This window comes from Streptomyces sp. A18, assembly GCF_059026065.1.
In genome coordinates this window covers 484,675-499,202 of sequence record NZ_JBWLKL010000001.1, presented here as the reverse complement: position 1 = coordinate 499,202, position 14,528 = coordinate 484,675, and the positions used below count along the sequence as shown (strand labels likewise).

Sequence of the window (14,528 nt, the reverse complement as noted above, 5' to 3'; positions counted from 1 at the left end):
GCAGGGCTAGGAGACGCTGGGCGCCCATTCGTAGCGGTGTTCCGGGCGGCCGGTGTCCCCGTACTTGAGGCTGAGCCGGACCCGCCCCGAGCGCTCCAGGAGCTTCAGATAGCGCTGTGCCGTCTGGCGGCTCAGCCGGGTGCGGTCGGCCAACTCCTGTGCCGAGAGCGGCCCTTCAGCGCCCATCAGCGCCCTGCGGACCAGCTCGGCCGTGGTGGGGGAGTGCCCTTTGGGTAGCTCGGGCGCCGGAGTCGCCGACAGGGCTCCGAAGATCCGGTCGACCTCGGCCTGCTCGGCCTCGCCCCCGCCGTCCAGGGTCCGGCGCAAGGTCGCGTACGCGTCGAGTTTCGCGCGAAGGCCCGCATAGGAGAACGGCTTGACCAGGTACTGCAGCGCGCCGTGGCGCATCGCGGCCTGCACGGTGGCGACATCGCGGGCGGCGGTCACCATGATCACGTCGGTCTGATGGCCGCGCTCACGCAGCGTACGGACCACCGCGAGACCCGTCTGGTCCGGCAGATAGTGGTCGAGGAGCACCAGGTCGACGGGGAGTTCCTCGATCAGCCGCAGCGCCTCGGCGGCGCCGTGGGCCTTCGCGGCCACCCGGAAGCCCGGGACCTTCGCCACGTAGGCGGCGTTGACGTCCGCGACCCGGACGTCGTCGTCCACGACGAGCACCTCGATCATCGTGTCTCCTCCGTGGGGGCCAGTTCGGCCTGTGCGAGCGCTTCGGGCAGGACGACGGTGAACTCGGCGCCCCCTTCAGGGGAAGCGTCCGCTCGTGCGCTGCCTCCCTGCCGCTCGGCGAGCCGGCGGACCAGGGCGAGACCGATGCCACGCTTGCCGTGGGCCGGGGGTTCCTTGGTGGACCAGCCCTCCGTGAAGATCGTCTCGCGTTGCGCGGGCGGTACACCAGGTCCCGTATCGCGCACCTGGAGGACGACGGTTCGCCCCTCCGTGCGTACATCGACCTCCACGCGCGCGTGGAGGGTGCCCGCCGCGGCGTCGAGTGCGTTGTCGACCAGATTGCCGACGATGGTGACGAGACCGCCCGGGTCGATCAGACGGTCGGGCAGTGCGGTGTCGCGCGGGACGGCGAGGACGACGCCACGTTCCGCGGCGACCGTGGCCTTGCCCACCAGGAGCGCGGCGAGCAGCGGATCGCCGATCTTCTCCGTGATCTGCTCGGCGGTCACCCGGTGCGCGCCCGCTACTTCTCCGACGAACTCCGCCGCCTCTTCGTACATCTCCAGCTCCAGGAGACCGAGCAGGGTGTGCATGCGATTGGCGTGTTCGTGGTCCTGGGCGCGCAGCGCGTCGATGAGGCCGCGGGTGGAGTCCAGTTCGCGGCCGAGCTGCTCCAGTTCGGTGCGGTCGCGCAGGGTGGCGACGGCGCCGCCGTCGTCCGTGGGCATGCGGTTGGCGACCAGGACACGCTGACCGCGGACGGTCAGGAGATCGGTGCCCGTCACGCGCCCGGCGAGCACATCGGTCGTACGTCCCGGACCGATCGCGGCGTCGAGCGGTTGCCCGATGGCTTCCGTCCCGAGGCCCAGGAGGCGCTGCGCCTCGTCGTTGAGCAGCCGGATCCGACCTGCCCGGTCCAGCGCGACGACGCCTTCGCGGATGCTGTGCAGCATGGCCTCGCGTTCCGCGAGGAGCGCCGAGATGTCGGAGAAGGCGAGGTCACGCGTCTGCCGCTGCACCCTGCGTGAGATCAGATAGGCGGCGAGCGCGCCGACGGCGAGGGCGCCGCCCGCGTACGCGAAGAGGCCGGGGATCGCGTGGACCAGCCGGGCGCGGACGCTGTCGTACTCGATGCCCACGGAGACGGCGCCCACGATGCTGCCGTCGATGTCCCGCAGCGGCACCTTGCCGCGCGCCGAGCGGCCCAGGGTGCCGTCGTCGATCTCCATGACCTCGTCCCCGGCGAGCGCCTCGCTGGGGTCGGTCGAGACGACGTGGCCGACCTCGTCGCGGTCGGTGTGGGACCAGCGAACGCCGTCCTTGTTCATGATCACGACGTACTCGGCGCCGCTGGCGCGCCGGATCCGTTCCGCTTCCGTCTGCACGGGTCCGTCGACGGTCGGCTTCGAAGAGCGCAGGTCCTCGGCGATGTGCGGCTGGGCCGCCGTGGTCTGCGCGATGGCGAGCGCGCGGCGCATCGCCTGATCGTCCAGCTGATCGCTGAGCGGCGCCAGAAAGAGCCCCGTGGCGAGCACGGCGACCCCGGCGGCGATCGCCAACTGCATCAGCAGCACCTGCGAGAAGACGCGCCGCGGCAGGCCGAGGCGGAGTCTTCTTGCGGGGGAGGTCGGGCTCATGTGTACGAACGGTACGGCGAGCGGAGGGCTACTCCGAAGTCACTGTGGCGGGGATCTCCTGTACGGCGTCGTACGCGATCCTCCGCACCGCCACGACATCCATGCGTGCCGGGGCCGCCAGTGCCGCGCCGCAGCTCTCCGGCCGCGGCGGCAGCGAGGCCCCTTGGGCGACCGTCACGCGCCAGTGCCGTCCGTCGGTGTGGGCCACGGTCACGTCCCAGCGCGGGGCCGTGCCGGCCGTGTGGACGACGCTCAGGGCGCCTGCGGCGTCCTCGCCCGCCGCGGTGCGCACCGCGAGCTCGGCGGCCTGTCCCGGGCGTTCCCAGGCGGAACTGCCCCGGCAGCCTTCGGTGACGACGCGGCCCGCGCGCACCCCTTCGAGGATCTCCTTGACGGCGGCCTGCCCGGAGCGGCCGTACGCATAGCCGTAGGGCAGGACGAGCAGCGTGGGGGAGAAGCGGTGACCACCCAGATGAGTGACTTCCCAGACGCCTTGTTCACCTGACGTGGCGAGCGTGGCGGCCAGTGGCCTGCCCAGGAGGGCGCAGCAGCGGTCACGCTTGCCGTTCGTGCAGACCAGGGCGAGCGGAGCGCCCGTGTGCGGGGTGCCGAAGCCGCCGTGGTCGCCCGCGCCGAGTGCCGTGAAGTCGAGGTCGAGGAGCTCTTCGGGACTGTCCGTGACGTGGCCGCGCAGCCAGGTGTTGCCGGGCGTGGTGTGGGCCGCGTACACGCGGCGGAGTGCGGGGGCGTGGCTGTCGGCATGGCGGCCGGGGCGGCGGATGAGCGCGACGCGTACGCCGGTCCCCTCGGCGGCGGCCTCAAGGGCGCGGCCGATCTCCGGGTCCAGGTGGCTCGAAGTGAGCGCTTTGGCGCCCCACGGGCCCGGCTGTTCCAGCAGCAGCCAGGTCCTGGCGGTGGCCGCGGTCCCCGCGAGAGGTTCGTCCAGATCCCGCGAAGCGGTGGCGCACGTACTCACACAGGTGAGCCTAACCCGCACCGGGTCTGGGGTGATTCATCCGTCGTGGGGCGAGGGCATCGGCTGGGGCGGACGCAGTCCGACGTACTGCCCGCTGGGGCGCATGCGCAGCGGCCGCTCCTCGTACTCCTCCAGGGCGTGGGCGATCCACCCGGCCGTGCGTGCCACGGCGAAGATCGTCTCGCCTGCCTCGGCGGGCATCCCGGACGAGGCGGTCAGAACGGCGAGCGCCAGGTCGACGTTGGCGTGCAGGTCCGTATGGCGGGCCGTGGTGGCGACCACGTCGCGGGCCGCGGCCAGGGCGGGGCCGGCCTGGGGGATGACCTCCAGGAGGGCGAACAGCGCCTCCGCGCGCGGGTCGTCGCCGGGGTAGAGCCGGTGGCCGAGGCCCGGGACGCGGCGTCCCGCGCGGAGTTCGTCGGCCACTACGGGGGCGGCGCTGCCCCGGTCCAGTACGTCCAGGAGCATGCGGTGCGCGAGACCGCTGGCCGCGCCGTGCAGGGGGCCCTCCAGGACGCCGAGTCCGGCCGACACGGCTGCGTACGGGTGGGCGCGGGCGGAGGCGGCGACGCGGACGGCGAGCGTCGACGCGGCGAGGTCGTGGTCGACGAGCAGGGCGAGCGCGGTGTCCAGGGCGTGCAGGGAGGCTTCGTGGGGCCGCTGTCCCGTCAGCCGTGCCCAGAGCTGGTGGGACAGGGGGCCGCCGTCCCGGTGGCTGCGGCTGACCGGTGGCAGCGCGGTGACCAGCGTGGGGATGAGGGTGCGTGCCGTGCCGATGACGGCTTCTTCGGAGAGGTCGAAGCGGAGGGGATCGGCTGCCGCGGCCGAAATGGCGGCCACGCGCAGGCGGTCGGTCGGGCCGCTGTGCTCGGGCAGTGCGTCGATGGCCCGGCGTGCGGCGCCGACGGTCTCCTTGGGGGCGGTGAAGCGGATTCCGGGGCGCATGACTCCGGTCCAGAGCCACTCGGCCACTTCTTCGTAGGAGTGCGCCAGGGCCAGCTCCATCGCGTCGACTCCGCGGTAGTAGTAGCGGTCCTTGTCGATGAGCGTGATGCGGGTGCGGACGGAGAGTTCGCTGCTCGCGGAGGTGGCCGCGGGTTCCCGGCGGTTCTTGCGGGCGAGTGACTCGACCTCCTTGGCGTCGAAGGTGCTGCCACGGGCGCCGGGGCCGCGGCGGCTGCTGAGCTGACCGCGGCTCACGTACGCGTACACGGTCTCCGGCTTCACGCCGAGCAGTTCAGCGGCTTCCCGGGTGCTCAGGCGCCGGCCTTCGCGGGTGGCTGCCGGCGCGGCGTGGCCCGGCGTCTCGCTGTCGGTGCGGGTCACTTCTCGATCCGTCATGGAGCCACCGTATCTGGATTAGGTCGACGCGTTCATTGATTCAATCAATATTGACAGAGGTTTAGTCAAGCATGGACAGTCGAATCAAGTCCAGGGAGGAAGTCGAGGAAGAACATGCCGATCAATGGCTCCACCACCACCCCCACCGCCCCCGTGGAGGTCCCCCGCGGGCTCGCGGGCGTCGTCGTGACCGAAACCCGGCTCGGAGACGTCAGGGGATACGAGGGCTTCTACCACTACCGCCAGTACTCGGCCGTCGAACTCGCGCAGACCCGCAGCTTCGAGGACGTCTGGCACCTGATGTTCCACGGTGAGCTGCCGGATGCCGAGCAGCGGTCCGCCTTCGCCGCGCAGACCGCGACCCTGCGCCGGCTGCCCGACGAGGTGCGCGCCGCGCTGCCCGCCATAGCCCGCGCCAGCGCCCTGTCGGGGCCGCTCTCGGGGCTGCGTACGGCGCTGTCGCTCTTCGGTGCGGCGAAGGGCTTCCGCCCGGTGTACGACATCGACGGCGATGGGCGCCGAGCCGATGCGCTGGCGGCGTCCGCCGTGGTGCCGACGCTGCTCACGGCGCTGTACCGCCTGGGGCAGGGGCTGGACCCCGTAGAGCCGCGCGACGACCTGTCCTATGCGGCCAACTACCTCTACATGCTGACGGGTTCGGAGCCGGATCCCGACCGTGCGCGGGCGATCGAGCAGTATCTGATCTCCACCATTGATCACGGCTTCAACGCGTCAACGTTCACGGCCAGGGTGATCGCCTCGACCGGCGCGGACGTGGCGGCCTGTCTGGTGGGTGCCGTGGGTGCGCTGTCGGGCCCGCTGCACGGCGGGGCGCCGAGCCGCGCCCTGGACACGCTCGATGCCATCGGTACGCCCGATCGCATCGACGGCTGGATCCGCGAGCGAGTCCTCGCGGGGGACCGCATCATGGGCTTCGGCCACCCCGTCTACCGCACGGAGGACCCGCGTTCGCGCATGCTGCGGGGCATCGCGCAGCAATTCGGTGGCCGGATGGTGGAGTTCGCGGTCGAGGTCGAGCACCAGGTCGAGGCGATCCTCGCCGAACTGAAGCCGGGCCGAGAGCTGCACACCAACGTGGAGTTCTACGCGGGCGTCGTCATGGAACTGTGCGGCCTGCCGCGCGAGATGTTCACGCCGACGTTCGCGGCGGCGCGGGTGGTGGGCTGGGGGGCCAACATCCTTGAGCAGGCGGAGGATTCGAAGATCATTCGGCCTGCGGCGCGGTATGTGGGGGCGACTGCGCCGCAGAAGGTGCCGACTGCGGCCTGACGGGAGTGTGTCGAACTCCGCGAGTCCAGGGTGTCGGCCGGTGCGGGACGAGGCCGACACCCTGGTGGTCGATCGATCACTGTGTGGCGCGTCAGGACTCGGGGATGTCGGCCTTGGCCCGGATGAGGGTGTCGCGGGAAACGATGACGATGCGTTCGTAGTCGGCGCGTGAGGCATCCGCGGGGAGTTCGGCGTCGAGCTTGGCTGTCGCCTCCGTCCCGATGACAGCGAAGTTCCCGTCGGACAGTTCAAAAATGTCGGGGCAGTTCTGGCCGGTCGCGCAGCCGCGAGCGCGCGGAGAAGCACCGAGCCGACGGATAATCTGAGCCACTTTTCGTTTCCCTTTGGCCTCACGTGCGACGCCTGCGCAGCGTCCTGAGACCGGCCGGGCATGCCGACTGGACCGCGTGAAACGTCGGCACTCTTGCGGTGGTTGGTGTCAAGTTTCGCGCGCGCGTGCGTGCGAGAGCCCACCTCTCGTAACGCGGTCCTGTGACGTTGGTCACGGCCTGTCGCCCGAAAGGCGGCAGACCGCGGGAAACTGGACGCATAGCCTAAGCCGCAGACGCCAGACGCCAGACGCCAGACGCCAGACGCCAGACGCCAGACGGGCGGCGGGCGGCGGGCGGCGGTAGACGGCAGGCGGCGGCCCGCAGGCGGCAGGAGAGGCTACGCGCCGGACGGTGGGTCATCGACATCGCCGATCACCCACCACTCGTCGATGTCCGCCTCCTCCAACTGCTGCAGGAGTTCATCGACCAGCAGACCCAGTTCGGCCTCCTCGGAGGCGGAATCGAGTGTCGCCCGGTGATGCTGTGTGGCATGCCAGTATTCGCGGACTATGGGGTTCTGGAGCATGCCCCGGGCGTAGCCGTGGAACTGGTCCCGGGTGAAGTTTCCGAGTCGGTAGTTGAGGACCATGTTGGTGTACATGGCGTTGGCGTAGAGGTACTGGCGCTGCCTCTTGGGTGAGACACCCTCCCCGTAGGCGTCGAGCACCTCGGCCAGGTCGGCGTCGTCCATCGCTTTGCTCAACAACTCCCAGTGCAGGCGCTGTTGATTGGTCAGGTTCGCGTGACGCTGACATCGCGTCGCCTGCTCCAAGCACTTGAGTCGCGCTTCCAACGCTCCCAAGGCGCGTTGTTGCGCGGCCGTGGTCGCCGCTACTCCCGCGGCCAGACCGAGCCCAGCCGTGACCAGGGAGCAGAACACTCCTGTTGCATGTTTTATCCGTGCCATGTCAACCCCCGAATCAGGCGACCGTCCGCCGGTCGTCGGATGCGGGTCGACAGGGAGAGGACCGGCGAGCGATGGGCGGCGCGCTTGCCGCCTCCCAGGATGCCGAGCGGCTCTGATCGGCAGGGAGGCGGAGAGGAGGCGCACGGAAGGCAGCGGTGGTCGCATGTCCCGGCGCCGTGCCCAATGTGTGCCCCGCCTGCGCCGCTAACAATCGTTCACTTCGCGGTGTTTCTACGCGCTCGTATCCTGGGGCAGCATTCATTCGTCGTACGAGAGCTGGCGCCCGCGCCGGTGCACGCGTCAGTGTGAAAGGGGTCGCACGTTGACTCAGCCGTGTGCCGGGCAGATCCCGGTCGTCGTCCTCACGGGCTTTCTGGGGTCCGGCAAGACGACCCTGCTCAATCATCTGCTCCACCGCAGCGGCGGCAGCCGCATCGGTGCCATCGTCAATGACTTCGGGTCCATCGAGATCGACGCCATGGCGGTCGCCGGGCAGCTCGGTGACTCCACCGTCTCGCTCGGCAATGGGTGTCTGTGCTGTGCGGTGGATGCCGGTGAGCTCGACGTGTATCTCGAGAAGCTTGCCCAGCCCTCCGCCCGGATCGACGTCATCGTCATCGAGGCCAGCGGGCTCGCCGAGCCGCAGGAGCTCGTGAAGATGGTGCTGGCCAGCGAGAATCCGCACATCGTGTACGGGGGGCTCGTCGAGGTCGTCGACGCCGCCGAGTTCGACGCGACCCGGCAGCGGCATCCCGAGGTCGATCGGCATCTGGGGATCGCCGATCTCGTGGTGGTCAACAAGATCGATCGCGTCCCTGACCAGGAACGGGAGCGCATCCTCGGCGTCGTCCGTGGCTTCACCGATCGTGCGGCCGTCGTCCCCGCCTCCTTCGGGCGCGTCGACGTGGAGCTGCTCCTCGACCGCAGGCCCGTGGGGGAGCGGCTCGGGCAACTGTCCTTCGATGACTTGCACACGCATGCTCATGATGAGGGCGACCTGCATCATGACCACCTGCACTCCGCCTACGAAAGCCTCTCCTTCTCCTCCGAAGTGCCCATGAGCCCCCGCCCCTTCATGGCCCTCCTCGACAGTCGGCCCGAAGGGCTCTACCGCATCAAGGGGTACGTCGATTTCGGCGCCGACGATCCGCGCAACAAGTACGCCGTGCACGCCGTCGGGCGGTTCCTGCGCTTCTATCCAGAGCCTTGGGCCGCAGGTGAGCCCCGGCTCACCCAGCTCGTGCTCATCGGGGCGGGCATCGACGCACCGGCCCTGGAGAAGGAGCTCGAGGCGTGCCGTGAGTACGCCCCTCAGGAGCACGCCCCTCAGGAACACGCCCCACAGGAGCACGCCCCACAGGCCAGTGCTGAGTACGCCCCACAGGCCGGTGCCGATGACGGGCACAGCATGTGGGGCGTACTTCGGTACGTCCAGGAAGGGCAGCAGGACGTCCAGGAGCCGGAGGGCTACTGACTACACCGGGCCCGCCACCGCCGCCACCGGCTTCGCCAAGGAGACGCCCGAGCCGTCCCGGCGCGGGTCGATCTCCGGCAGCTCCGCCGGCAGGCCACTGCGCTGGGCCGCGAGCGGCGGCGTCGGGCCCGCCCACGCGAAGCTCAGGCAGTCCTCGCCCTTCAGGAAGCGCTGGACGCGGACGCCACCCGTGGCCCGGCCCTTGCGGGGGTACTGGTCGAACGGCGTCACCTTGGCCGTCGTCTGCACCGAGTCGTCGAGCGTGCCGCGCGAGCCCGCCACCGTGAAGACCACGGCGTCCACGGCGGGATCGACCGCCACGAAGGAGATGACCTTGACGCCGTCCGCGAGCTTGATGCCCGTCATGCCGCCCGCGGGGCGGCCCTGCGGACGGACCTGCGAGGCTTGGTAGCGCAGGAGCTGCGCGTCGTCCGTGATGAAGACCAGGTCCTCCTCGCCCGTGCGCAGCTCGGCCGCGCCGACGATCCGGTCACCGTCCTTGAGGGTGATGACCTCCAACTCCTCCTTGTTGGACGGATAGTCCGGGACCACTCGCTTCACCACGCCCTGTTCGGTGCCCAGGGCCAGGCCCGGCGAGGACTCGTCCAAGGTCATGAGGCAGATCAGGGTCTCGTCCGTCTCCAGGGAGAGCAGTTCCGAAACCGGCGCGCCTCCGGAGAGGTTGGGCGCCGCATGCGTCTCGGGAAGCTGGGGGAGGTCCACCACGGAGAGGCGCAACAGGCGTCCCTCGGAGGTCACCGCGCCCACTTCGCCCCGCGCGGTCGCGGGGACGGCAGAGACGATCACGTCGTGCTTGACGCGCTTGGTGTCGCTCTCGGCGAACGGCTCGCCATTGGCCGTACGGGCGAGGAGGCCGGTCGAGGAGAGCAGTACGCGGCACGGGTCGTCCGCCACCTGCAGCGAGACCGTGGGCGCCGGGGTGCTCGCCGACTCCAGGAGGACCGTGCGCCGGTCCGTGCCGAACTTCTTGGCCACGGCGGCCAGTTCGGAGGAGACCAGCTTGCGCAGCTCCGCGTCCGACTCCAGGATCCGCGTCAGCTCGTCGATCTCGGCCTTGAGCTTGTCGCGCTCGGACTCCAGCTCGATGCGGTCGAACTTGGTGAGGCGGCGCAGCGGCGTGTCGAGGATGTACTGCGTCTGGATCTCGCTCAGCGAGAAGCGCTCCATCAGGCGCTCCTTGGCCTGCGCGGAGTTGTCGCTGGAGCGGATGAGGCGGATGACCTCGTCGATGTCCAGGAGGGCGACCAGGAGCCCCTCGACCAGGTGCAGCCTCGCCTGCTTCTTGCCGCGGCGGAACTCGCTGCGGCGGCGCACGACGTCGAAGCGGTGGTCGAGATAGACCTCGAGGAGCTCCTTGAGGCCGAGCGTGAGGGGCTGGCCGTCCACCAGGGCTACGTTGTTGATGCCGAAGGACTCCTCCATCGGCGTCAGCTTGTAGAGCTGCTCCAGGACGGCCTCCGGCACGAAGCCGTTCTTGATCTCGATGACCAGGCGCAGGCCGTGCGAGCGGTCCGTGAGGTCCTTGACGTCGGCGATGCCCTGCAGCTTCTTCGAGCCGACCAGGTCCTTGATCTTCGAGATGACCTTCTCGGGGCCCACGGAGAAGGGCAGTTCGGTCACGACCAGGCCCTTGCGGCGGGCGGTCACGCTCTCCACGGCCACCGTCGCGCGGATCTTGAAGCTGCCGCGTCCTGATTCGTAGGCGTCCTTGACCCCGGACAGGCCGACGATGCGGCCACCCGTGGGCAGGTCCGGGCCCGGCACGAAACGCATCAGCGTCTCCAGGTCGGCCCCGGGGTGCTTGATCAGGTGGCGGGCCGCGGCGATGACCTCGCCGAGGTTGTGCGGCGGCATGTTCGTCGCCATGCCGACGGCGATGCCCGACGCGCCGTTGACCAGGAGGTTCGGATAGGCCGCCGGGAGGGTGACCGGCTCCTGCTCCTGGCCGTCGTAGTTCGACTCGAAGTCGACTGTGTTTTCTTCGATCGACTCCGTCATCAACGACGTCGCGTCGGCCATCTTGCACTCGGTGTACCGCATGGCGGCCGGCGGGTCGTCGTTGCCGAGCGAGCCGAAGTTGCCGTGGCCGTCCACCAGCGGAAGCCGCATGGAGAAGGGCTGGGCCATGCGCACCAGGGCGTCGTAGATCGACGCGTCGCCGTGCGGGTGCAACTTACCCATGACCTCGCCGACGACGCGGGCGCACTTCACATAGCCGCGGTCGGGGCGCAGGCCCATCTCGTTCATCTGGTACACGATCCGGCGGTGCACCGGCTTCATGCCGTCGCGGGCGTCCGGAAGGGCGCGCGAGTAGATGACCGAATACGCGTACTCGAGGAAGGAGCCCTGCATCTCGTCGACGACGTCGATGTCGAGGATCTTCTCCTCGAACGACTCGTCGGGTGGCGGGGTCTTCGTGCTGCGGCGGGCCATCGCTGCTGCGGCTCCTTCACGGTGTCTGCCAGGGCATCAACGGGATCTGACGCCGACCATTGTGGACTGTCCCACTGACAACGCCGACCACGACCCGGACTTCGACCGCGACTACGCCGAGCGCGGAGCGGGAACTTCACCGGTTGTCAGCACGCTTGCATACAGTGGCACGACTGGCAGAATTTCCAGCTTTTCGCGATCGAAGGGACGTACATGCCCATGGGTCACACGGCCACAGCCGAGGCCGGCTCCGGCGGCCTGACAGCGACCGAGCATCGGCTGGCCAACGGCCTGCGCGTGGTGCTCTCCGAGGACCACCTGACCCCGGTCGCAGCGGTCTGCCTCTGGTACGACGTCGGTTCGCGCCATGAGGTCAAGGGCCGTACGGGCCTCGCGCACCTCTTCGAGCACCTGATGTTCCAGGGCTCGAAGCAGGTGCACGGAAACGGCCACTTCGAGCTGGTGCAGGGCGCGGGCGGTTCGCTCAACGGGACCACGAGCTTCGAGCGCACCAACTATTTCGAGACGATGCCCACACACCAGCTGGAGCTGGCCCTGTGGCTCGAGGCGGACCGGATGGGCTCCCTGCTCTCCGCGCTCGACGAAGAGTCCATGGAGAACCAGCGGGACGTCGTCAAGAACGAGCGCCGCCAGCGCTACGACAACGTTCCGTACGGCACGGCATTCGAGAAGCTGACGGCCCTCTCGTACCCCGAGGGTCACCCGTACCACCACACCCCGATCGGCTCCATGGCCGACCTGGACGCGGCGACGCTGGAGGACGCGCGGAACTTCTTCCGTACGTACTACGCGCCGAACAACGCCGTCCTGTCGGTCGTCGGCGACATCGACCCGCAGGAGACCCTCGCCTGGGTCGAGAAGTACTTCGGGTCCATCCCCTCGCACGACGGAAAGCAGCCGCCGCGCGACGGCTCGCTGCCCGACACGATCGGCAAGGAGCTGCGCGAGGTCGTCGAGGAAGAGGTCCCGGCCCGCGCCCTGATGGCCGCCTACCGCCTCCCGGAGGACGGCACGCGCGCGTGCGACGCCGCCGACATCGCGCTCACGGTCCTCGGCAGCGGTGAGTCGTCCCGGCTCTACAACCGCCTGGTGCGCCGCGACCGCACGGCGGTGGCGGCCGGGTTCGGCCTGCTGCGCCTCGCCGGAGCCCCCTCGCTCGGCTGGCTCGACGTGAAGACGTCCGGCGACGTCGAGGTCCCCGTCATCGAGGCCGCCGTCGACGAGGAGCTCGCCCGCTTCGCGGAAGAGGGTCCCACCGCCGAGGAGATGGAGCGCGCACAGGCGCAGCTGGAGCGCGAGTGGCTCGACCGGCTCGCCACGGTGTCGGGCCGCGCCGACGAACTGTGCCGGTACGCCGTCCTGTTCGGCGACCCGCAGCTCGCCCTCACCGCCGTCGGCCGCGTCCTGGACGTCACCGCGGAAGAGGTCAAGGCGGCCGCCGCGGCCCGCCTGCGCCCCGACAACCGCGCGGTGCTCGTGTACGAGCCCACCGAGGGAACAGCGGCCCCCGAAGGCGCCGAAGCCACCGACGAGGACGAAGAGGAGGCGGCGAAGTGAGCGAGGCCGCAACGATGCAGTTCCACCCGCAGCCCCAGGCAGGCACGGCACGGCCGTGGGCTTTCCCCGCGCCCGAGCGCGCCACCCTGGACAACGGCCTCACGGTGCTGCGCTGCCACCGCCCCGGCCAGCAGGTCGTCGCCGTGGAGGTCCACCTGGAGGCGCCGCTCGACGCCGAGCCCGCGGGCCTGGACGGCGTCGCCACGATCATGGCGAGGGCCTTCAACGAAGGCACGGACAAGCACTCCGCGGAGGACTTCGCCGCCGAACTCGACCGCTGTGGCGCCACGATGGACGCGCACGCCGACCACCCCGGCGTCCGCGTCTCCCTCGAAGTCCCGGTCTCCCGCCTCCCCAAGGCGCTGGGCCTGCTCTCCGACGCCCTGCGCGCCCCCGCCTTCGCGGACAGTGAGATCGAGCGCCTCGTACGCAACCGCCTGGACGAGATCCCGCACGAGGCCGCCAACCCGGCACGCCGCGCTGCCAAGGAGCTCTCCCGGCAGCTGTTCCCGGCCACCTCGCGCATGTCGCGCCCCCGCCAGGGCACCGAGGAGACGGTCACGGCCATCGACTCGGCCGCGGTGCGCACCTTCTACGAGAAGCACGTGCGTCCGGCCACGGCGACGGCCGTCGTCGTGGGCGACCTGACCGGCGTCGACCTGGACGCCGTCCTCGCCGACACCATCGGCGCCTGGACGGGTGGCACGGCCGAGCCGCGCCCCGTGCCCCCGATGACCGCCGACGACACCGGGCGTGTCGTCATCGTGGACCGCCCCGGCGCCGTCCAGACGCAGCTGCTCATCGGCCGCGTGGGACCGGACCGTCACGACCGCGTGTGGCCCGCTCAGGTGCTCGGCACGTACTGCCTGGGCGGCACCCTCACCTCGCGTCTGGACCGCGTCCTGCGTGAGGAAAAGGGCTACACCTATGGTGTGCGGGCGTTCGCCCAGGTCCTGCGCTCCGCTCCGGATGGCACGGGCGCCGCGATGCTCGCCATCAGCGGCTCCGTGGACACGGAGTCCACGGGCCCGGCGCTCGACGACCTGTGGAAGGTCCTGCGCACCCTCGCCGCCGAGGGCCTCACGGACGCCGAGCGTGATGTCGCCGTCCAGAACCTGGTGGGCGTCGCCCCGCTCAAGTACGAGATGGCGGCGTCCGTAGCGGCCACGCTCGCCGATCAGGTCGAGCAGCACCTGCCGGACGACTTCCAGGCGCAGCTGTACCGCCAGTTGGCCGCGACCGGCACCGTGGAGGCCACCGCAGCCGTGGTGAGCGCCTTCCCCGGGGACCGGCTCGTGACGGTGCTCGTCGGTGACGCCGCGCAGATCGAGGAGCCCGTCAGGGCGCTCGGCATCGGTGAAGTGAGTGTCGTCACGGGCTGAGTAGGAGCTGAGGCGACTGGAGACGGCTGGAGCTGAGAGGGCTGGAGCTGAGACCGCTGCGGGCCGAGTGACCGCTGAGAGTCGAGCGGCCGTCGCGAGCTGAGTGACAGTCAGGACATATCGGGACCCCGGTGGCTGGAAAAAGTCACCGGGGTCCTCATATGTCCGAATTGCTATGGAGGTTACGTGTCTGACCTGTGGCGTGCGCTACAAAAGCTCTGATCCGTTTGTCGTTTGAAAGATGCCCCGCTTAGCGTCTGGTCCGGCTGTTCGTCATGCAGTACGCCGCACCCGCGGCACCGGACAGTCATCGCCGAGTCCCCGTACGGCGCGAGCCAGGGGAGCCGGGGACCCACATGTCCCCTTGGGGTGAATCGGGAACCTTGCCGAGAGGTGAGGGACTCGTAGGAGACCTTCCTGCTCCGAACCCGTCAGCTAACCCGGTAGGCGAGAAGGAAGGAAAGGATCAG

Annotated in this window: 11 protein-coding genes and 1 riboswitch; of the genes, 4 read left to right on the top strand and 7 right to left on the bottom strand. The window is 70.0% G+C overall.

Features of this window, described 5'->3' with window-relative positions; translation table 11 throughout:
* Positions 1-6: 6 nt before the first annotated feature.
* From AC5P1C_RS02250 to AC5P1C_RS02235, 4 genes are read right to left on the bottom strand one after another with little or no spacing between them, the layout of a single operon-like run.
* Positions 7-687 carry a response regulator gene (locus AC5P1C_RS02250; RefSeq protein ID WP_493863916.1) on the bottom strand — a complete coding sequence of 227 codons (681 nt, stop codon included), beginning with the start codon at positions 685-687 and terminating at the stop codon, positions 7-9.
* Entirely contained in the window at positions 684-2,324 is a 1,641-nt protein-coding gene (locus tag AC5P1C_RS02245) for a sensor histidine kinase (RefSeq protein WP_493863915.1), read from the bottom strand. Before AC5P1C_RS02245 ends, AC5P1C_RS02250 begins: the two co-directional genes overlap by 4 nt.
* Before the next feature lie 28 nt (positions 2,325-2,352).
* Positions 2,353-3,300 carry a ferredoxin family protein gene (locus tag AC5P1C_RS02240; RefSeq protein WP_493863914.1) on the bottom strand — a complete coding sequence of 316 codons (948 nt, stop codon included), beginning with the start codon at positions 3,298-3,300 and terminating at the stop codon, positions 2,353-2,355.
* A 36-nt stretch (positions 3,301-3,336) separates the two neighbouring features.
* A complete protein-coding gene (locus AC5P1C_RS02235) occupies positions 3,337-4,641 on the bottom strand; it encodes a citrate synthase family protein (RefSeq protein ID WP_493863913.1) in 1,305 nt (434 codons plus the stop codon).
* A 114-nt stretch (positions 4,642-4,755) separates the two neighbouring features.
* On the opposite strand from AC5P1C_RS02235, the gene AC5P1C_RS02230 reads away from it, so the two are divergent.
* Positions 4,756-5,931, top strand: a complete 1,176-nt coding sequence (locus AC5P1C_RS02230) for a citrate synthase/methylcitrate synthase (protein WP_493863912.1) — start codon at positions 4,756-4,758, stop codon at positions 5,929-5,931.
* 91 nt (positions 5,932-6,022) lie between these two features.
* Here the strand turns inward: AC5P1C_RS02230 and AC5P1C_RS02225 are convergent, their stop codons facing one another.
* Both AC5P1C_RS02225 and AC5P1C_RS02220 read right to left on the bottom strand, forming a co-directional pair.
* Complete coding sequence (locus AC5P1C_RS02225) at positions 6,023-6,250, bottom strand: hypothetical protein (RefSeq protein WP_493864031.1); 228 nt, start codon at positions 6,248-6,250, stop codon at positions 6,023-6,025.
* 350 nt (positions 6,251-6,600) lie between these two features.
* Complete coding sequence (locus tag AC5P1C_RS02220) at positions 6,601-7,170, bottom strand: DUF6082 family protein (protein WP_493863911.1); 570 nt, start codon at positions 7,168-7,170, stop codon at positions 6,601-6,603.
* A 322-nt stretch (positions 7,171-7,492) separates the two neighbouring features.
* Between AC5P1C_RS02220 and AC5P1C_RS02215 the strand changes: the two genes are divergently transcribed.
* Complete coding sequence (locus AC5P1C_RS02215) at positions 7,493-8,644, top strand: CobW family GTP-binding protein (protein ID WP_493863910.1); 1,152 nt, start codon at positions 7,493-7,495, stop codon at positions 8,642-8,644.
* Here AC5P1C_RS02215 and AC5P1C_RS02210 read toward each other — a convergent pair whose 3' ends face one another.
* A complete protein-coding gene (locus tag AC5P1C_RS02210; protein WP_493863909.1) occupies positions 8,645-11,098 on the bottom strand; it encodes a DNA gyrase/topoisomerase IV subunit A in 2,454 nt (817 codons plus the stop codon). It abuts the gene before it with no gap.
* 219 nt (positions 11,099-11,317) lie between these two features.
* On the opposite strand from AC5P1C_RS02210, the gene AC5P1C_RS02205 reads away from it, so the two are divergent.
* Positions 11,318-12,676 (top strand): M16 family metallopeptidase, encoded by a 1,359-nt coding sequence (locus AC5P1C_RS02205; RefSeq protein ID WP_493864030.1) that lies wholly within the window; start codon positions 11,318-11,320, stop codon positions 12,674-12,676.
* The gene (locus tag AC5P1C_RS02200) at positions 12,673-14,058 is read left to right on the top strand and encodes a M16 family metallopeptidase (protein ID WP_493863908.1); all 1,386 of its coding nucleotides are present in this window, start codon (positions 12,673-12,675) and stop codon (positions 14,056-14,058) included. Before AC5P1C_RS02205 ends, AC5P1C_RS02200 begins: the two co-directional genes overlap by 4 nt.
* A gap of 301 nt (positions 14,059-14,359) precedes the next feature.
* Positions 14,360-14,523: riboswitch (cyclic di-AMP (ydaO/yuaA leader) on the top strand.
* Positions 14,524-14,528: the final 5 nt, after the last annotated feature.